General features: G+C 63.1%; 20 protein-coding genes. 10 read left to right on the top strand and 10 right to left on the bottom strand.

Going from position 1 to position 18,530, the window contains the following annotated elements; all coding sequences use genetic code 11:
• Positions 1-34: 34 nt before the first annotated feature.
• The 3 genes from QTL96_RS29580 (at position 35) to QTL96_RS29570 (ending at position 1,837) form a co-directional block, all read left to right on the top strand.
• A complete protein-coding gene (locus QTL96_RS29580; RefSeq protein WP_018901478.1) occupies positions 35-442 on the top strand; it encodes a F0F1 ATP synthase subunit epsilon in 408 nt (135 codons plus the stop codon).
• A gap of 172 nt (positions 443-614) precedes the next feature.
• Positions 615-1,385 (top strand): SDR family oxidoreductase, encoded by a 771-nt coding sequence (locus QTL96_RS29575; RefSeq protein WP_289730250.1) that lies wholly within the window; start codon positions 615-617, stop codon positions 1,383-1,385.
• 104 nt (positions 1,386-1,489) lie between these two features.
• Positions 1,490-1,837 (top strand): metalloregulator ArsR/SmtB family transcription factor, encoded by a 348-nt coding sequence (locus tag QTL96_RS29570; protein WP_026283541.1) that lies wholly within the window; start codon positions 1,490-1,492, stop codon positions 1,835-1,837.
• A gap of 15 nt (positions 1,838-1,852) precedes the next feature.
• Here QTL96_RS29570 and QTL96_RS29565 read toward each other — a convergent pair whose 3' ends face one another.
• On the bottom strand, positions 1,853-2,275 hold the full coding sequence (locus tag QTL96_RS29565) for a cupin domain-containing protein (protein ID WP_289730446.1): 423 nt from the start codon (positions 2,273-2,275) through the stop codon (positions 1,853-1,855).
• Between the two features lie 14 nt (positions 2,276-2,289).
• Positions 2,290-3,060, bottom strand: coding sequence for a hydroxyacylglutathione hydrolase (gene gloB, locus QTL96_RS29560; protein WP_113011868.1), 771 nt, complete (start codon positions 3,058-3,060; stop codon positions 2,290-2,292).
• Between the two features lie 53 nt (positions 3,061-3,113).
• Here gloB and QTL96_RS29555 point away from each other — a divergent pair, with 53 nt between their 5' ends.
• The 3 genes from QTL96_RS29555 (at position 3,114) to QTL96_RS29545 (ending at position 6,270) form a co-directional block, all read left to right on the top strand.
• Positions 3,114-3,890, top strand: a complete 777-nt coding sequence (locus tag QTL96_RS29555) for a class I SAM-dependent methyltransferase (protein WP_026283544.1) — start codon at positions 3,114-3,116, stop codon at positions 3,888-3,890.
• Between the two features lie 344 nt (positions 3,891-4,234).
• On the top strand, positions 4,235-5,344 hold the full coding sequence (hisC, locus tag QTL96_RS29550; RefSeq protein WP_289730249.1) for a histidinol-phosphate transaminase: 1,110 nt from the start codon (positions 4,235-4,237) through the stop codon (positions 5,342-5,344).
• Positions 5,341-6,270: a prephenate/arogenate dehydrogenase family protein gene (locus tag QTL96_RS29545; RefSeq protein WP_289730248.1), complete on the top strand. Its 930-nt coding sequence runs from the start codon at positions 5,341-5,343 to the stop codon at positions 6,268-6,270. Before hisC ends, QTL96_RS29545 begins: the two co-directional genes overlap by 4 nt.
• Before the next feature lie 279 nt (positions 6,271-6,549).
• Here QTL96_RS29545 and QTL96_RS29540 read toward each other — a convergent pair whose 3' ends face one another.
• A complete protein-coding gene (locus QTL96_RS29540) occupies positions 6,550-7,551 on the bottom strand; it encodes a DUF2125 domain-containing protein (RefSeq protein WP_289730247.1) in 1,002 nt (333 codons plus the stop codon).
• Between the two features lie 51 nt (positions 7,552-7,602).
• Between QTL96_RS29540 and QTL96_RS29535 the strand changes: the two genes are divergently transcribed.
• Positions 7,603-8,133 (top strand): gamma-glutamylcyclotransferase, encoded by a 531-nt coding sequence (locus QTL96_RS29535; protein WP_289730246.1) that lies wholly within the window; start codon positions 7,603-7,605, stop codon positions 8,131-8,133.
• A 79-nt stretch (positions 8,134-8,212) separates the two neighbouring features.
• Here the strand turns inward: QTL96_RS29535 and QTL96_RS29530 are convergent, their stop codons facing one another.
• The 4 genes from QTL96_RS29530 to ftsE form a co-directional block, all read right to left on the bottom strand.
• Positions 8,213-9,013 carry a lysophospholipid acyltransferase family protein gene (locus QTL96_RS29530; RefSeq protein ID WP_289730245.1) on the bottom strand — a complete coding sequence of 267 codons (801 nt, stop codon included), beginning with the start codon at positions 9,011-9,013 and terminating at the stop codon, positions 8,213-8,215.
• An 84-nt stretch (positions 9,014-9,097) separates the two neighbouring features.
• Positions 9,098-9,793, bottom strand: a complete 696-nt coding sequence (locus QTL96_RS29525) for a YdcF family protein (RefSeq protein ID WP_289730244.1) — start codon at positions 9,791-9,793, stop codon at positions 9,098-9,100.
• Between the two features lie 83 nt (positions 9,794-9,876).
• Positions 9,877-10,887 carry an ABC transporter permease gene (locus QTL96_RS29520; RefSeq protein WP_111565136.1) on the bottom strand — a complete coding sequence of 337 codons (1,011 nt, stop codon included), beginning with the start codon at positions 10,885-10,887 and terminating at the stop codon, positions 9,877-9,879.
• Complete coding sequence (gene ftsE / locus QTL96_RS29515) at positions 10,880-11,539, bottom strand: cell division ATP-binding protein FtsE (protein ID WP_047508673.1); 660 nt, start codon at positions 11,537-11,539, stop codon at positions 10,880-10,882. The genes QTL96_RS29520 and ftsE overlap by 8 nt, the downstream gene beginning before the upstream one ends.
• A 205-nt stretch (positions 11,540-11,744) precedes the next feature.
• Between ftsE and QTL96_RS29510 the strand changes: the two genes are divergently transcribed.
• From QTL96_RS29510 to QTL96_RS29500, 3 genes are all read left to right on the top strand, one after another.
• Positions 11,745-12,422: a hypothetical protein gene (locus QTL96_RS29510; RefSeq protein ID WP_289730243.1), complete on the top strand. Its 678-nt coding sequence runs from the start codon at positions 11,745-11,747 to the stop codon at positions 12,420-12,422.
• A gap of 166 nt (positions 12,423-12,588) precedes the next feature.
• Positions 12,589-13,131: a hypoxanthine phosphoribosyltransferase gene (gene hpt / locus QTL96_RS29505; protein WP_018901493.1), complete on the top strand. Its 543-nt coding sequence runs from the start codon at positions 12,589-12,591 to the stop codon at positions 13,129-13,131.
• A gap of 196 nt (positions 13,132-13,327) precedes the next feature.
• On the top strand, positions 13,328-13,687 hold the full coding sequence (locus tag QTL96_RS29500) for a response regulator (RefSeq protein WP_026283548.1): 360 nt from the start codon (positions 13,328-13,330) through the stop codon (positions 13,685-13,687).
• A 53-nt stretch (positions 13,688-13,740) separates the two neighbouring features.
• On the opposite strand, the gene QTL96_RS29495 is transcribed toward QTL96_RS29500, so the two are convergent.
• The 3 genes from QTL96_RS29495 to lysA form a co-directional block, all read right to left on the bottom strand.
• The gene (locus tag QTL96_RS29495) at positions 13,741-14,193 is read right to left on the bottom strand and encodes a hypothetical protein (RefSeq protein ID WP_026283549.1); all 453 of its coding nucleotides are present in this window, start codon (positions 14,191-14,193) and stop codon (positions 13,741-13,743) included.
• Positions 14,194-14,318: 125 nt separating this feature from the next.
• Positions 14,319-17,078 carry a TIGR02302 family protein gene (locus tag QTL96_RS29490; RefSeq protein ID WP_289730242.1) on the bottom strand — a complete coding sequence of 920 codons (2,760 nt, stop codon included), beginning with the start codon at positions 17,076-17,078 and terminating at the stop codon, positions 14,319-14,321.
• A gap of 178 nt (positions 17,079-17,256) precedes the next feature.
• Positions 17,257-18,525, bottom strand: a complete 1,269-nt coding sequence (gene lysA / locus QTL96_RS29485) for a diaminopimelate decarboxylase (protein ID WP_018901497.1) — start codon at positions 18,523-18,525, stop codon at positions 17,257-17,259.
• Between the last annotated feature and the right edge of the window lie 5 nt (positions 18,526-18,530).

Below are 18,530 nucleotides of genomic sequence, written 5' to 3'. Positions count from 1 at the left end.
TCTCGTTTCAAAGACAATCAAGAAGTGAAACGTCATGGCTGACAATTTCAATTTTGAACTCGTATCTCCGGAGCGTCTGCTCTTGTCCGAGATGGTGACCGAAGTTGTCATTCCGGCAACCGAGGGCGAGATGACCGTCATGGCGAACCACGCGCCGACGATGACAACAATCAAGCCGGGCGTCGTGAGCGTTCGCTCCGCCAGCGGTGTCAAGAAGGACTTCGTGGTGTTCGGCGGCTTCGCCGACATCCTGCCGACCGGCTGCACGCTGCTCGCGGAATCCGCGATCCCCGTCGAAGACGTCTCCAAGGACGAACTCGACCGTCGCATCGACGCCGCCAAGTCTGAACTCGAGGATGCCCAGCATCACGAGCACAAGTCCAAGCTGGAACACTTCATCATGGAAATGACGCACCTCCAGGGTGTCGTCAACAAGGACTGAGCCTTTCAGCTCTGACTGTCATCGAAGCGGCCGCAAGGCCGCTTTTTTGTTGCCCGCTCGAGGCTCTTCTCTGTCATCCGAGACCGGTAGCGGTTGATCATTGGCGGATGCAGAGGCTATCTTCTCACGATGTCGGATCCGGATCGGTTCGGCCGCTGATGGGGAGGGTTTGATGTTTCATCCGAAGTTGTTCGAAAACCGCAACGTGGTGGTCACGGGTGCCGGCCGCGGGATCGGGCTTGAGGTTGCGAGACAGTTTCTCGATTGCGGCGCGCGGGTGCTGGTTCACACCGGCCGCGACGGCGAGCGGAGCTTGCCGGATTTCCTGCTGACGGCGGAAGAAGATCGCCGCGCCATCCTGATCGCCGGCGATTTCTCGACGGGCGAGGGGTGCGAGGTTTTCGCGAACAAGGTGCTCGGCCACTTCCAGACGATCCACGCGCTCGTCAACAATGCGGGAACGATGTTCGGCCGGTTTCCGGCGGGCACGCTCACCGACGAGCAGTATGGCCAGGTGGTGCAACTGAACCAGACGTCGGTCGTCGAGGTCACCAGGGCGCTGTTGCCGGCGCTGAGGGCCGCTGGCGAGGCTGCGATCGTCAACACGGTGTCGATCTCGGCGTTGACGGGCGGCAGCCCGGGCTCGGCGATCTATTCGGCTTCCAAGGCTTTCGTCTCGACCTATTCGAAGGCGCTCGCGCGCGAACTCGCGCCAGACGGCATCCGCGTCAACTGCATCTCGCCGGGTACGATCGAGACCGATTTCCACCAGCGTTATTCGTCCGCCGAAAAGCTTGAGCAGACCCGCAAGGGCATACCGCTGCAGCGGCTGGGGACGGCCGAGGATTGCGCGCCGGCCTATCTCTTCATGGCGGCGCCGTCGCTGTCTGGCTATGTGACCGGTCAGGTGCTGGAGGTTAACGGCGGCCAGCTTATCTGCTGATCATGTGACTTTTTTTGGCACTTTAGGAGATCCAAATTATCCGGCGTTGCGTACGTGTTATGAGCACTTGTCATTTTTGATATATATGCAAGCAGAGACATAACATGCACTTGCCGACACCTCGATCGGGTATGGCCGATCACGAATTGCAGGGGTTTTCGACCAAAGCTCGGGCAGCAAGTGAACTTCTGAAAGCGCTGGCTCATCATACGCGGTTGCTCATCCTGTGCATTCTCGCGGAAGAGGAAAAAACCGTCGGCCAGATCGAGGACATTCTCGGCATGCAGCAGGCCATGGTCTCGCAACAACTGGCCCGTCTGCGTCTCGAGGGCCTAGTCAATACCCGCCGCGAGGGACGCATGATCTATTACAGCGTCGGCCACTCCGGCACGGTGTCGCTGCTCAAATCGCTGTTCGTGATGCTGCCCGAGGTGGTCGAGCAGCAGGGGTAAGGCTTAGCTAGCGGCCTAGGCGTCCGGCGACCATTCGGGTGGGGCCATCTCGAAGCTCGAAAATTCGAAGCCGGGCGAAACCGTGCATCCTACCAGCGTGTAGTCGCCCAGCGTCTCGGCCGATTGCCACCAGTTGGCGGGGATGATCGCCTGCGGGCGCTGGCCGCCGAGGATATCGAGGCCAAGCATCAGCGTCTCGCTTCGCCCGCCATCCTGGGCGCGATGCAGCGCCAGCGGTGCGCCGGCGTAATAGTGCCAGACCTCAGCCGCGTCGTGGACGCGGTGCCAGTGCGAGCGCTGGCCGGATTTCAGCAAATAATAGATCGCCGTCGAATGGCCGCGCCCGTCGCCTTCGCTGTCGCGGAAGGTCTGGATGTAGAAGCCGCCCTCGGGGTGCGGCTCCAAATTCAGTTCGCGGATAATGTCGTCGGCTGAGATCGGCGCCGGCGCCATCAGAAATTATCCTTGCGCTTGCGGATTTCGGCGAAGACCTCTTCGTTGGTCTTGGTCTCCATCAACAGGTTGCGGCGGATGGCGGGGTCGCCGGCGCGCAGGAAGGGGTTGGTTTCCTTCTCCAGCGCGAGCGTCGTCGGGATGGTGAACTTGCCTTCGGCGCGCAACGCCTCGATCTCGGCGGCGCGGGCTTTCAGCCGTTCGTTGTCCGGGTCGATGGTCAGCGCGAAGCGGGCGTTGGAGAGCGTATATTCGTGGCCGAAGTAGATCGCGGTCTCATCGGGAAGCACGGCAAGCTTCTGCAGCGAGTGCCACATATCGGCCGGCGGGCGCTCGAACAGCCGGCCACAGCCGAGCGCGAACAGCGTGTCGGCGGCAAACAGCAGCTTGTCGTCGGTGAAGTGGTAGCAGATATGGCCGGCGGTGTGGCCGGGGGTCTCGATGACGCGCACGGGGTGTTCGCCGAAAAGGAAGGTATCATCGTCGGACATAGTCATGTCGAGCCCGGGGATCGCCACCGCCTCGTTGATCGGGCCGATGATCTCGCAGCCATACTTTTCCTTCAGCGCCAGATTGCCCTCGACGTGGTCGGTGTGGTGATGGGTGGTGAAGATGTGGCTGATCGTCCAGCCGCGACGGTTGGCGGCGGCGATGACGGCGTCGGCATCGGGGGCGTCGATGGAGGCGGTGAGGCCGGTCTCGGGATCATGAACAAGCACGCCGAAATTATCGGTGCGGCAGAGAAAAACGTCTAAATCCAAAGGTTTCATAATCTAAAGTGCCTCTTTATCTCGGACTGACCCCGAATGTAGAGGCTGCGGCCTTGAAGTCCAACCGCTCACTGATAACATTTATCGCAATGCACGCAGATATCGTCGACCTACGCCAGTTCTATCATTCCGACCTCGGCCGCATCGCCGAGCAGTCGATCGCCATGGCGCTCTCCTCGCTCTGGGTGCGGCTGCCGCAGGAACGGCTGGTGGGCATCGGCTATGCCGTGCCGTTTCTCGATCGCTTCCAGGCCGACACCGAACGCACCTTCGCCTTCATGCCGGCCGGACAGGGCGCAGTGAACTGGCCGATGGGCTCGCTGTCGTCGACGGCGCTGATCTTCGACGAGGAACTGCCGCTGCCGGATTCGTCGATCGACCGGGTGCTGATGGTGCATTCGCTGGAGTTCGCGGAAAACCCGCGTGAGACGCTGAAGGAGCTCTGGCGGGTGCTGGCGCCGGGCGGGCGGCTGGTGATCGTGGTGCCGAACCGGCGCGGTGTCTGGGCGCGGCTGGAGCACACGCCTTTCGGCTCCGGGCGGCCGTATTCGCGAGGTCAGCTGACACATCTGTTGCGCGAAACGAATTTCACGCCGGGCGCGTCCGCCGAAGCGCTTTTGTTTCCGCCGTCGAAGCTGCGGACGATGATGCGGCTGCGCGGTGCATTCGAATATGTCGGGCGGGCGCTTTGGCCGGCGTTTTCGGGCGTCATCATCGTCGAGGCGCAGAAGCGGCTTTATCAAGGGCTGCCGGTGGCGGTGCGCGCTTCCAGGCGTGTGTTCGTGCCGGTGCTGTCGCCGCATGGCGTGCCGACGACGCGGACGCGGTAGGCACCGCAGCGGTGCGGCATTCCCTTCTCCCCAGCGGGGAGAAGGTGGCCCGAAGGGCTCAGGTGCAACTTGTTGCACCGGGGATGAGGGGGCTCCGGGCTCGGAGGTCCACTTCTCCCTGAAAATGTCTGACGTTGTGCTGCTGGCCCCCTCATCCGCCTGCCGGCACCTTCCCCCCGCTGGGGGGAAGAGACTCGTGGTGGGCGCTCGCCCCGATTTCCCCGAGCGGAGGGTAAGCGCGCGCTCGCCCTATCTCCCCCACCACTCGACAACGCCCCATTTCCGTTCTATTGCCTCAAGGCAATTTCCAGCCGGACACCCCGGCCTTTTCCAAGGTTGATCCCATGAGCGTAGAGACGAGCAAGCCTGTTCCCCGTGCCGGTATTCTTGATATCGCGGCCTATGTGCCCGGCAAGGAACATGCGCCGGGCGTGGCGCGCGTCTATAAGCTCTCGTCGAACGAAACGCCGCTCGGCGCCAGCCCGAAGGCGATCGCCGCCTATCGCGCCGCGGCCGACAACCTCGAGCGCTATCCGGATGGACAGGCCGTCGAGCTGCGCGAGGCGATCGCGGCAGTGCATGGGCTTAACCCGGCTAACATTCTCTGCGGCAACGGCTCGGACGAGCTGCTCGGGCTGCTCTGCCATGTCTATCTGGCGCCCGGCGACGAGGCGATCATCACCGAACATGGCTTCCTGGTCTACAAGATCCAGATCATGGGCGCCGGTGCCAACGTCGTCACGGTCAAGGAGAAGGAAGCGACCGTCGATGTCGACGCGATCATCGCCGCCGTGACCGAGAAGACCAAGATGGTGTTCATCGCCAACCCCGGCAATCCGACCGGCACCTATGTTCCGGTCAGCGAAATCCGCCGCCTGCATGCCGCCCTGCCGAAGAACGTCGTGCTGGTGCTCGACGCGGCCTATGCCGAATATGTGCGCCGCAACGATTATGAATCCGGTATCGAGATCGTGTCGTCGAACCCGAACGTTGTCATGACCCGCACCTTCTCGAAGGTTTACGGCCTGGCGGCGCTGCGCGTCGGCTGGATGTATGCGCCTGCCGATATCGTCGATGCGCTGAACCGCGTGCGCGGACCGTTCAACATGAACATGGCGGCGATCTCGGCCGGTGCAGCTGCGATCCGCGACCAGTCCTTCATGCAGGAAGCCGTCGCCTTCAACCAGATGTGGATCGACAAGCTGACCGGCGCCTTCGAGGCGATCGGCCTGAAGGTTACGCCGTCGGTCACCAATTTCGTGCTGATCCATTTCCCCGATGTGGACGGCAAGCGCGCCGAGGAGGCAGACGAGTTTCTCACCAGCCGCGGCTACATCCTGCGCGCCGTGAAGGGCTACGGCTTCAAGAATTCTCTGCGCATGAGCGTCGGTCCCGAAGAGGCAAACCGCGGCGTCATCGAGGCGCTCGGCGAGTTTATGGGACGGAAGGCATGACGGTCCAGTTCGATCGCATCGCGCTCATCGGCATCGGCCTGATCGGCTCGTCGCTGGCGCATGACATCAAGCGGCTGGGGCTGACGAAAGAGGTGGTCATCGCCACCCGCAGCGCCGAGACGCTGAAGCGGGCGGAAGAGCTTGAGCTCGGCGATCGCTACACGACGTCTTCGGCCGAAGCGGTCAAGGACGCGGATCTCGTCATCGTCTCGGTACCGGTCGGCGCGTCGGAGGCGGTTGCCAAGGAGATCGCTGATAATCTGAAGCCGGGCGCCATCGTCACCGATGTCGGCTCGACCAAGGCGTCCGTCATCGCGCAGATGCAGCCGCATATGCCTGATAACGTCCACTTCATTCCCGGCCACCCGCTCGCGGGCACGGAAAAGTCCGGCCCCGACGCCGGCTTCCCCGGACTATTCGCCGGCCGCTGGTGCATCTTCACGCCGATCGAGGGGACGGATGAGACGGCTCTGAAGGCGCTCGGCCAGTTCTGGGAGACGCTTGGCTCGAAGATCGACGTGATGGACCCCGAGCACCACGACAAGGTGCTCGCCATCGTCTCGCACCTGCCGCATCTGATCGCCTTCAATATCGTCGGCACGGCCGATGATCTGGGCACGGTGACGGAATCGGAAGTGATCAAGTATTCCGCCTCCGGCTTCCGTGATTTCACGCGTCTGGCGGCCTCCGACCCCACCATGTGGCGGGATGTGTGCCTGCACAACAAGGATGCGATCCTGGAGATGCTGGCGCGGTTTTCCGAAGACCTCGCCTATCTGCAGCGGGCGATCCGCTGGGGCGAGGGCGACAAGATCTTCGACCTCTTCACCCGCACCCGCGCCATCCGCCGCTCGATCATCGAGGCCGGCCAGGATGTCGACGCACCCGACTTCGGGCGGCCGCATACGCTTGATAAGAAGGGGTGAGGTCCGAGGCGGCGCGTCCTTGGGGGCGAAAGTACCGCTCTCCGCAACGCGCTCTTTTGGGGCGGCAGGCACCACCATTTCCACCCTCATCCCGGCCTCGTGCCGGGATCCAGCGCGATCAAGTCCTTGATCGCGGTAGACTCTCTTCGACGCGCGGACGCGCGTCGGCTGGATTCCTGTGACAAGCACAGGAATGAGGGAGTGTGAGGAGCGTGCCGCGTACCTTCACGCCGCATAGCGCTGCGCGCACAGCATCGCGCCACGCACCCACCATAAACCTCAGATCGGCGGAATCTGGCCCAGCGGGATGAAGCCGCTGACGGAGGCGTTGCCGCGCTGGACGACGAGGTCGACGGAGACGTTTCCGCCGCCGCCGGCCATCGCCTTCAAAAGCTTGGCGGCGGTATCGACGGTCTTGGCGATATCGGGGAAGCCCTGCTTGATGCTGTCGCGCCAGGCGTTGACGTCTTCGATCTGCAGCTTGAACTGGGCGGTCAGATAGCCCTCCTCGTCGAAGGAGAAGGGGCCTGACAGCGTCATCACCTTGCCGTCGCCCATGTCGGCTACCGCTTTGCGGAGCTCGCCGCTGGCGCCGTAGAGGCCCTTCTCGTCGCTGCCGTCGATCATGCCGGCCTTGCCCGCCAGTGTGACATCCGCGCTGGTCGAGAGCTTGGGCAAGACCTGCGGCCAATCCTTGATCACCGTCTGCGCGTCGGTCAGCGAGATCGCGCCGTCGAGGTCGGCGCCGTTCTGGCGCAGGTGCAGCTCGGTATGGGCGGCGTCGAAGTTGATGGTCTGGCCGGTGGCGGAGGAGACGGCGGTCGCCTTCAGGCCGTCGATTATGGTCGAGGAGTGGTCGATGCCCTTCAGCTTGGTGACGAGGCTCGACTGCAGGTTCGTCCACTCGGCGTTGACGGACAGGCCGTGGGCGGTGCGGATTTCGGCGGGCGAATCAAGTTCCCAGACGATATGGCCGGGGGCGTAGACCTGGGCTGCCGAGCGCAGGGCGCCGAAGCTTGCCGATACGCCGTTGACGTTGTCGTCGACATCCACCTTCGAGCAGAAGAGGCCGATGCGGAAGGGGAAGCCGCGGAAGTCGATATCGGCGCATTCGCCTGATACGCCGGCCTTGTTGCCGGGGCCGATCGCCGCCAGAACCGTGCTCTTCAGCGTCGAGGCGGCGTAGAACCAGCCGCCGGTATAGAGTGCGACCACGAGAACGATGCCTGCCCCCAGCAACCAGAATTTCCTGCCGCTACGAGATTGGCTTGACGCTGCCATGATGTTCTCCAATGGTTGTCCGCAAATTAGAATCTCGGTCTGGCTTGGGATATGGACGAATTTTGGGTGTTTGGCTACGGATCGCTGATGTGGAATCCGGGCTTCGCGTTTGTTGAACGGTCACAAGCGCTTATTCATGGCTATCGGCGATCTCTCTGCGTTCGCTCGTGGGTGCATCGGGGCACCGAGCAAAATCCGGGGCTGGTGCTGGGGCTCGATCGCGGGGGATCGTGCCGCGGCATGGCGTTTCGCGTCGCGGGTGAGGATTGGGACGAGGTCATTAGCTATCTCAGAGAACGCGAACTGGTGACCAACGTTTATCTCGAGCGTCAGGTTCCGCTGCAACTTGCAGGCGGGCGCGGGGTCAAGGGCGTCGCCTATGTCGTCGACCGCGACCACACCCAATATGCCGGCTCGCTGGATACGATGGCGGCGGCGCGCATCGTGCATGAGGCGCAAGGAAAGTCCGGGCCGAACGACGCCTATGTCTTCAACACGCTGGCGCATCTCAAAGAGATGGGTATTCGCGACCACTGGCTGGAAGACGTGGTCGACGAGGTGGAGCGGCTGCGGGCGGCTTAGCGCGATGTGAGCCAAGGTGCTGCACGCCTTAGCCGGGCCAAGGCGCTATGCGCCTCAGAGGGCCAAGGCGCTATGCGCCTTAGCCGGCCGTTGCGGCGTTCTGCTTGCGCAGTTCCTCCAGGCGCTGCAGTGCCGTGGGCGGCAGCGGCAGGTTTGGGTTGCGCGCGGCGTCGCCCATCAAGATTTCGTCGCTGGCGCGTTCGGTCACCTCGATCAGATGGGCGAAGAAGGCGTCCGGGTCCATGCCGGGCTCGATCGGCTTCAGGATGCGGACCTTGTAGTGGCCGGGATAGCGCATGGTCGAGCGGCGTGGCCAGAAGAGGCCGGGCTGCATGGCGACAGGCACGACCGGTAGCTGCAGGTCGCGATACATGCGGGCGATGCCATATTTGTAGACCGGCTCGGCGCCGGGCGGGCGGCGGGTGCCCTCGGGATAGATGATCAGCTGGCGGCCGGTGGCGAGCTCTTCCTTGGTGCGGCGCAGCGCCTCGACCATGACCTTGCCGCGCGCGCCGCGATTGATCGGGATCATCCGCTGCTTCTTGGCGTACCAGCCGAAGAGCGGGATCCACATGAGCTCGCGCTTTAGGATATAGACCGGGTCCTTCAGCCATGGGAGCAGCGCATAGGTGTCCCAGAAGGACTGGTGCTTGGGGGCGAGGATGTAGCCGCCCTCGGGCAGGTTCTCCAGGCCCTCGATCTCGAAGGTGGTGCCGACGATCTTTTCCATCAGCCAGTGGTTGGAGAGCGCCCAGTTCTTCGGGATGCGATAGGCGCTCCGGCGCGGCGCCAGGAAGTAATAGGGCGAGAACACGATCATTCGCAGAATGAGATTGGCGTAGAAGATCGTGTTGAAGAGAACGGAACGCAGGGCGATCATGAAGTTTCCCGAGGCCTAGATCCGCCAGACGGGCGGCACAGCCGTCCTACACGATATTAAGCGGCAGAAAAAGCGCTGATCCGTTCAGGTATCGCCTTCGGCGGAGCGCAGGCCCGGGTGGCGGAAGAGGCCGGTCAGGTTGCGGGCGCCGGCAAAGAGCAGCTTGCCGTATTCGGCCAGCATGACGCGCATGGCGTTGGGATCGGTGAACCAGTTGCTGTTCTTCAGATCGGTGTTGACGACAGGATAGGGCACGAACTGGGTTTCGGGATCGACATAGGCGAGTTCGGCGAGGCTGCGGGGCATGTGGTAGTTGTTGGTGACGATCAACACGCTCTTGTAGCCCTTGGCGTGGATCCAGTTGGTCGCTTCCTCTGCATTGCCGATCGTGTCGAGCGCGTCGTAGCCGATGTCGACGCAGCAATCGAAGAGATCGGGCGCTGCCTGGGTCATCTTGCGGATCTGGTTGCGGGTGGTGGTCGGGTGGACGCCGGAGATCAGCAGGCGCTTGCCGGCGCCCTTCTGCAGGAGTTCCACGGCCTGGTCGATGCGCTGGTAGCCGCCGGTCAGTACGACGATGGCGTCCGCATGCGGATCGAGCGGCGGCTTCAGGGTGGTGACCGAATCCGCGAAGAACAGAAACCCGCCGAAAACCAAGGCGATAGCGAGCACGAAGGTGACGCCGCCCCAGCGCAGCATGCGGCGCACGGGGCCACGGCGCGCGGGCTCGCTCTCGGAGCGGGAAAGCTCCGTTTTCGGGCGAATCGGGTCGTGCGACATGCGGCTCATGCTCATGAATCGAAAAATATACGCAGATTAGGGCGGCGAACAGACGCTTTCATGGCAAAATGCAGCCCGTAATCTTAATTCGGAAGGCCGTCGGCGCGGGTGGGATCGGAGCGCAGCGTGTCGATTTCGTAGATGGTGCGCATGACCGTTAGCCGGGCAGTGAAGGTGGTCAGGAGGGCGATGACGATCATCGTCGCGAAGATGCCGGCATAGCCGAGCGCGCCGACCGAGAAGGTGCCGAAGAGTGCTGTCGCCTGGTCGGTCTGCGGGGTGGCGAGCGTGCGGCTCTGCAAAAAGCCGGCGCACACGAAGAAGAGGGCGGCGAGTGCTGAGCCGACCGCCGAGCCCTTGAGGCTGATCTTCAGGAAATGCTTCTGGAATTCGTTGGCAACGAAGGAGCTCTCTGCGCCGACGAAGTGCAGGACTTCGACGATGTGCCTGTTGCCCGACAGCGCGCCACGGGTGGCGAAGACGACTGTCAGCACCATGGCGGAGAAGACCAGCAGTAGCACGCCGGTGCCGATCATCACCGTCGTATGTGCCATCGATACCAGGCGATCGACCCAGGTGCGGTGATCGTCGAGCGAGGATTGCGGAATGCTCTCCTTCAGCATGGCGCGCATCGCATCGAAATCGGGCGGGTTGCTCTCGTCGATAGTGATGATGACGAGGCGGGGGACGGGCAGTTCCTTGATGTCGAGGCCGGTGCCGAGCCAGGGTTCGAGCAGGCGTGCGGTGGCGGCCTCGTCGACGATCTGGCCATCCTTGGTGCCGACGAAGGTGAGCGCGATGCGGCGGGCGTCATTCAGCGCCTTGTCCATGTCGAGCCCGTCGTCGGGCTTGATCTGGATGGTGATCTCGCGGGAGATCTGGCTTTCCCAGCTTGCGGCCGTCGAGCGCACCATGGAGACGCCGCCGAGCGTCAGGCAGGCGAGAAAGGCCATGATCGCGATCACGACCATCAGCGCGTTGCCCTGGATATTGGCGGACGGCAGGATCGGCGCGGTCGGGCGCACCTTCATCTCCGGGCGTTTCTGACCCTTGGAGGCTGCAGGCGCTGCGGGGCGGGCGGTTGGCTCAGTCATGGATGTCGAGGTGCCCTTCCGAGAGGATCATCCGGCGGGCGTCCACCTGGTCCATCAGCGTCAGATCGTGGGTGGCGATCACGACGGCGGTTCCCAGGCGATTGAGTTCGAGGAAAAGGTTCAGCAGGCGGCGCGCCATCGGCGGATCGACGTTGGCGGTCGGCTCGTCGGCGAGCAGGATCTCGGGGCGGTCGATGAGGGCGCGGGCAATCGCGGCGCGCTGCTTCTCGCCGCCCGAGAGTACCGGGGGCAGCACGTTGATGCGCTCGCCGAGGCCGACCCATTTCAGCAGTTCCAGCACGTCGGTCTTGTAAGACGCCTCATCCTTGCCGCGCACGCGCAACGGCAGGGCCACGTTCTCATAGGTGGTGAGATGATCGAGCAGGCGAAATTCCTGGAAGATGATGCCGACGCGGCGGCGCAGAAGCGGCAGTTCGGTACGGGGTATATCGGTGATGTCGCGACCGAACATGCGGATCAGGCCGCGTGTCGGCTGCAGCGAGAGGAAGAGAAGCCGAAGCAGCGTGGTCTTGCCGGCGCCGGAAGGGCCGGTCAGGAACTGGAAGGATTTCTTCGGGATGTCGAAGGTCAGGTCCCGGAGGATTTCCGGTCCCATTCCATAGCGCAAACCGACATTCTCGAAGTGGATCAACGGGCCGCTCAGTTTCTTGTTGTTTCACCGCATGACTTGTTAACCAGATCCGTTAACAACGGGTAAATTTCGCCGGAAAGACGCCTGTTTGATGGCGGCATTTGCGAAGCATTAACCAATAAAATTTACGAGTAGAGAGGATTCGTTTCAATGCCCGCCTATCAGGTCGGGCGTGAAAGCAGTGGATACCGGAAAGGCGGTCGTCATGACATCCTCCTCGTTCAAGCGCCAGGCACCCGGGCGGGCCTATGATTTCCTGCCGCCTGATACCGTGAAGCGCGAGCACCGGCAAAGCCGTCCCGCCGATATCGCCGATGCCGAGTTCGTGGTCATTGGCAAGCAGCGCGGGCCCGACTTCAACGATCGCAGCTTCAAGGGCCGCAACTTCAACGACAACAGTCGCAGTGCCGGCGCTCGTCCATCGCCGCCACGTCCAGAGCGAGCAGCGCCGGTTCAGGCGCCATCCTTCGTTCAGGCCGCCGAAGCCTGGTTGCAGCAGGCCTCGCTCAAGCATTTCTCCGTGCTTGTCGTGGCGCTGTGCGTGCTCGTCTTCGGTCTCTCCGGCGGGTTCTCCGGCCTGTCTGCTTCCAATGCGGCCGTCGATACCGATCCGCTGCACTTCACCCATGTGACGGCGACGCCGCGCGATGCCAATGGCATGCGGGTGCTCCTGATCAACGGCATCATCGACAATGTCAGCGGCACGACGCAGATGGTGCGGCCGATCCGCGCCAATCTCTACGCCGACGAAAAACTGGTCGCCAGCGTGGTGATCAATGCGCCCGCCGACGTTATCTATGGTGGCCAGAGCCGCGGCTTCTCCTCCAGGATACAGTATCCCGGTGGAAAAACGCCCGAGGTTCGGCTCTCCTTTATGCCCTAAAGCGTGTCGCGATCCTACGGATTCGCTCTTCGCGCTTTAGATCTCTGTTCTAGCGCATGTCAGCAGCGCAAAACCGCGTCGCACTTTTGCGCGACATGCTTTATGGGGTGTTTCGCCGCGCGGTTTGTGCTAACGGCTTGTGCTTGTTTTCAGGGAGCAAGCCTTCATGCCTGTGGTGCGCGGTAAGAATATCGATCCTCTTTTCACGGCCGAGATGATTGCCGAGCGCAATCACGCCATCGCCCGGGAGATCGCGAAGGGACCGACCAAGGACCTGCTCGTCATCGCCGTCCTCAAGGGCTCGTTCATTTTCGCGGCCGACCTCATCCGTGCGCTGCATGACAGCGGGCTTGCGCCCGAGGTCGAGTTCATCACGCTGTCGAGCTACGGCACCGGCACGGTTTCGCAGGGTGTGCGGATCGTCAAGGATATCGACAGCGAGGTGAAGGACCGCGACGTTCTGCTGATCGACGACATTCTCGAATCCGGCCGCACGCTGAAGTTCGCCAAGGAATTGCTCTACGAGCGCGGCGCCCGCAACGTCACCATCGCGGTGCTGCTCGACAAGAGCGTCAAGCGCAAGGAAAAGCTGGAAGCGGATTATGTCGGCTTCGAATGCCCCGACTATTTCGTCGTCGGCTACGGCATGGATGTGGCCTATGCCTTCCGCGAGCTTCCCTTCGTCGGCGTCGTCACCGGCGACGCGTAGTCACCTCTTTTCCTTGTCGCATGTCGTTGCCGCAAAACCGCTGCACACTTTTGCGCGACATGCTTGGATGCCTCATTTCAAGACGGGTTGTTAACCATCCCGTCCATCGCCCGGATCATTGCCTTCGGCCGTTTACCACTCGCAAAGGAAAGTCGTGTGATTTGCGGGTAGGGCATGAAACGGAGCAATGCACACCATGGCAAGAATTCTGATTACGGAAGACGAAGATTCCCTGCGTTCTTTCGTAGCCCGCGCTTTGCGCCTCGACGGTCATGAGACCGAAGAAGCGGCTGACGGTGCGGAAGGGCTGGAGAAGCTCAACATCGGCGGTTACGACCTGCTGCTGTCGGATATTCGCATGCCCGTGATGGACGGCATCGAGCTTGCGCACCAGGCGAAGTCGGCCTTTCCGGCGCTGAAGATCCTTTTGATGACCGGCTATGCCGAACAGCGCGAACGCGCCGATGACCTCGCCGAAAAGATCGTCGATGTCGTGTCGAAGCCATTCGCGCTTCCGGATATCCGCAAGGCGGTCGCGCGCGCTCTGGCGGCCTGACGGCTGGCTGAGGCAGATCTATCGTATCAAGGCCGGCGTCCTCGCCGGCTTTTTCAGTTTTGGGGCTGAATGAACTTGCCCTCGAAGCGCACGCGAAAATTCCGGCGCTGCGGGTCTTCCTTGAAGCAGACGAAGATCAGTTCGATATCTTCGGCATGGTCGCGCTTGTCGAGCAGGCTAAGCGTGACGACGAGCACGCCGTCATAGGCGCGGGTCAGCCTGAAGGCGGCGTTGCGGATGTCGTTGGCGTCGGGATCCTTGCGATCGTCGCGGCGCTCATAGACCACCCAGAAAGGGCAGATGTCCCATGTGGCACGGAAGATCTCCGTCATTTCGGCCTGGAACTGCTCGGCATGCATGTTCGGGCCCCAGGTCAGCGTCTGCTCACCTTCGTCGGCAACGACGTTCAGATAGCCGTCATAGTCGTTGCCGTGCTCGGACAGGGCACTGCCGATCATCTCGAATGCCGTGTTTTCGTCGATTACCGTCTTGAAGAGAATTGCCATCGAATCGCTATCGTTCGTCGCCTGCCGCCGCGACATTACGAAGCTTCCGCGGTTTTGGAATAGCCCCATACGGGTGAAAAGCCGCGGTTCGGGGCAGGTTTGAAATCAAGAATATATCCTGCGTCTTATTGAATATCGAGCAGGCGTTCAAGATAGCGCCGTTCCATCTCCTGTGAAGGGTTGTTGCCCAGCTTTTCTCTGATGGCATCGAGGATTTCGCGGGCGCGCTGCACGTCGATCTCGTCGGGCACCTTCACTTGATCGCCGAAATCGGGACCGTCGGCGCGACGCGGACGGCCGAGCGGGTCGCGGCCGTTCTGGTTGCCCTGGCCGACTTGGCCCTGCGGCCCCTGGCCCTGGCCTTGCTGACCCTGCTGCGCCCGCATCATCTGGTTCATCATGTCGCGGGCGCCCTGGCGCAATGCCTCCAGCGCGCGGCCCTGGCCCTGGATGGCCGGCTCGCCGCGGCCCTGGCCGAGCTCGCGACCGGCGCCTTCCATCTCGCGCTGCGCCTGGCCGAAGCCCTGGCCGGGCTTCATGCCCATGTCGCCGAGGCTCTTCTGCATTTCGCCGAGCTGCTTGCCGAGCTGGTCCTGGCGCTCGCGCAGCTGCTTCAGCGCCTCGCGCAGCTGTTCGGCCGTCATTTCGTCGGAGGGGTTCTGGCCCTGCTGGCCTTGTTGACCCTGTTGCTGCTGGCCCTGCTGGTTCTGGCCTTGCTGGCCCTGTTGTTGCTGCTGGTCCTGCGGCATGCCGTCATTGTCCATCGGCATGTCGTTCAGAAGCGGGTCGTTCATCCCGAGGTCGGGGTTCATGTTGTTGGGGTCGCCGCGCTGCATGCGGTCCTTCAGCTGCTGGTCGAGCTTGAAGGTCTCTTCCATCAGCTTCTGCTGGTCGCGCAGGATCTGGCCGAGCTTGTCCATCTGCTGGCGCATCTGGCTGTTGTCCTGGCCCTGCTGCTGCTGGCCGCGCTGCGGGCGACCGGCCTGCATGTTGTTCATCATCCGCTGCAGTTCCGACAGCATCTGCTGGGCGGCGTCGCGGTTGCCGGAGCGGGCCAGGTTTTCGATCTGGTCCATCATCCGCTCCAGATCCTGCTGGCGAATGACGTTCTGGGCGTTCTGGTTGGGCTGCATCGGCGCATTCTGCATGCGCTGCGCCAGCTCCTTCATGTAGTCCTGCATCGCCTTGCGCAGCTCGTCCATGAGCTTCTTGACCTCGGCGTCGGGCGCATTGCGCTGCAGGGCGTCGGCGAGGTTCTGCTGGGCGTTGCGCAGGTTGCGCTCGGCCTGCGAGAGATTGCCATCCTCCATGCCGATGGCGATGTCCCAGAGATAGTCGGCGGTGTCCTTCAGCGCCTCGTCGCCCTTGGCAAGCTTCATGCGCTGGCGGGCGGATTCGATCAGCAGGTAATTGGTGAGATTGGGGATCGTCTCTTCCGGGCGCAGCGTCAGCGCCTCGTTGAGCGCGATCGCCTCAGGCATCTTGCGGGTGTCGAGCGCGAAGGTCTGGCGCTGCTCGGCGACTGCGGCTGCGAGCGGCTCGCTGAAGGGGCGGGCAGGCAGCGTCATCTCGTGCGGCGGGCTGCGGCCCGTCTGGCCGGCGGCGTCCTTGGCGATCAGCGTGATACGCACGCGCTTGCCGGCGAGCGGATGCTCGGTGAGGTTCTTGCTGGCCACGCCCTTGGCGTCGCGGGCGTTGCGGCGCGGAATGTCGAGCTTGTATTCGGGCAGCGGATAGAGGGGCGTGGCGCTCGTGTCCGTCTCGACAGGCACGATTTCAGCCGTTGCTTCCTGCACGCCGTAATCGTCCTTGATCGTGTAGCCGATCTCCAGCGCGCCGTTGACCGTTGGCTTCGGCAAGCCGTTGAAGGCGATCTCGGGAGCTTTATCCGGGATGACGTCGAAGGCCCATTTGCGGCCGTTGACTTCGAGCGTGCCGTTTTCCTCGAGCTTCATCAGATGCGTGGAGGCGGTCTGCTGCTGGGGCGTTGCCGTTGCGGGCTGCTGGCCCTCGGCGGTTGCCGGCGCTGGTGTCGCGGGTGTTTCCGAAGCGGGTGCGTTCGGCGTGGCGGCGGGGTTCTCGGCTGCGGCGATCTCGATGCGCTGGCCGTCCTCGCGGGCGAAGACCACCTTCTCGTCGGCCTTGCCGCCGGAGACGCGCACGGTGAGGTTCGACGATTGCGGGATCTTGATCGCGCCCTGCTCGCTGCCGGTCGCGGTAAGATAGACGGGGGCGCGGCCGGTATAGGCGGGCGGGGTGATCCAGGCGTCGATGCGCACCGCCGGGTCGGTTGCCTGCGCCTGCGGGCGCGGCTGCAACGCGTCGCTGATCGAGCCGCCGTTTGTGGAGAGCGAATAGCCGAAGGCGACGACGATCAGAAGGGCGGGGATGGCGCGCAGCGCCCAGCGGTCATGCGAGGCGATATCGGGCTGCGGGAAGCCGGCGTCCAGCGAGGCGATCTTCTCGGCCATGCGGGTCTGGTGCTCACGCCACAGCGCGCGGGCGAAGGGGGTGTCGAAGGCCGGCTCGTCTTCCTGCACGGCAACCGGCTGATGCGGCAGGCCGTTGCGCTCTTCCAGCAGCCGGTCGGCAGCGGCCGAGCCCGGCCAGTGCAGCTTGCGGAAGGGATAAAGCGTTGCCAGCAGCCCGAGGCCGAAACCGAATAGCAGCACGATGCGCAGCCAATCGGGAACGATGCGGAAGACGCCGAACCAGGAGGCGGCCAGATAAAGCGCTACGACCGACAGGATGGGCAGGGTGAGAGGCAGCACCTGCTCGAACAGCAACACGCATTGGGCGGTCAGGCGCTTTGCTGCCACCAGCCGTGCGAGCGACGGCTTCAGGGCAAAGGCACCTTTCTTTTCGCTCTTGGTGCTGTTCTTCAATCCGGTCTCCGCGATCTGGCGTTAGGGGCCTGGCGTTAAAGGGCAGAGAGGGCTTGCGCGGCGGCGACCGGGCAAGACGGTATGCGGAAAGGATAACACTCTTTGTGGCGAAGACGAGGGCAGGGGCCGGTCAATGCCGGTTTTTCCCGCGTCTTCGCCAAAAAGTGATTGCCGTTGATTAGTCGAGCCAGGCGGGGACGCTGTCGAGCGCGATCAGTTCTTCGTAGGTCCGGCGCGGGCGGATAACGTGGAAATCGCTGCCCTTGACCAGCACTTCTGGCACCAGAAGGCGGCTGTTGTATGTGCCGGCCTGTACCGCGCCATAGGCTCCTGCGGAGCTGACGGCGAAGAGATCGCCCGATTTCGGCATTGCCATTTCGCGGTCGAGCGCCAGGTAGTCGCCGGTCTCGCAAACAGGGCCGACGACATCGGCCTTGATGCGCGGCGCGTTGGCGGCCGAGATCACCACGGGGCGGATCTCGTGATAGGCCTCGTAGAGCGTCGGGCGGATGAGGTCGTTCATGGCGCCGTCGACGATGACGAAGGTCTTTTCGCCGCCGTCCTTCACGTAGAGCACTTCGGTCACCAGGATGCCGGCATTGCCGACGATCAGGCGGCCGGGCTCCATGACGATCTTGCAGCCGAGCTCGCGCAGCTGGTTCTTGACGATCGCGGCATAGGCGTCGGGCAGCGGCGGCGGGTTGTTGTCGTCCTTGTAGGGAATGCCGAGACCGCCGCCGATGTCGACATGGTGGATGTCGTGGCCATCGGCGCGCAGCGTGCTGACCAGCTCGCGCAGCAGCTTGAAGGCGTCGTCGAAGGGCTGCAGCTCGGTGATCTGGCTGCCGATATGCATGTCGATGCCGGTGGCTTCGATACCGGGCAAGGTGGCGGCGCGGGCGTAGACGGCGCGGGCGCGTTCCCAGGAGATGCCGAACTTGTTTTCCTTCTTGCCGGTCGAGATCTTGGCGTGCGTGCGGGCGTCGACATCGGGGTTGATGCGGAAGGAGACGGGCGCCTTCTTGCCGGCCTTGACGGCGCGCTGGTTGAGGATCTCGAGCTCGGGCTCGGATTCGACGTTGAAGCAGTAGATGCCGGCCTCGAGCGCATAGTCCATCTCATGCGCGGTCTTGCCGACGCCGGAGAACATGATGCGGTTGGCCGGGATGCCGGCTGCCAGAGCGCGGCGCAGTTCGCCTTCGGAGACGACATCGATGCCGGCGCCGAGATTGCCGAGCGTCTTCAGGACGGCCTGGTTCGAATTGGCCTTCATGGCGTAGCAGACCATCGAGTCGACATCGCTGAAGGCCTGCGAGAAGACCTTGTAGTGGCGCTCGAGCGTTGCCGTGGAATAGACGTAGAAGGGCGTGCCGACGGCCTTGGCAATCTCGGGAACGGGAACGTTCTCGGCGTAGAGGATGCCGTCGCGATACTCGAAATGGTTCACTTTAG

The sequence above is a fragment of the Rhizobium sp. S163 genome, from assembly GCF_030380805.1.
Taxonomy (GTDB): domain Bacteria; phylum Pseudomonadota; class Alphaproteobacteria; order Rhizobiales; family Rhizobiaceae; genus Rhizobium.
Note: the sequence above shows the minus strand (reverse complement) of the source record. Positions and strands in the feature narration are given on the sequence as shown.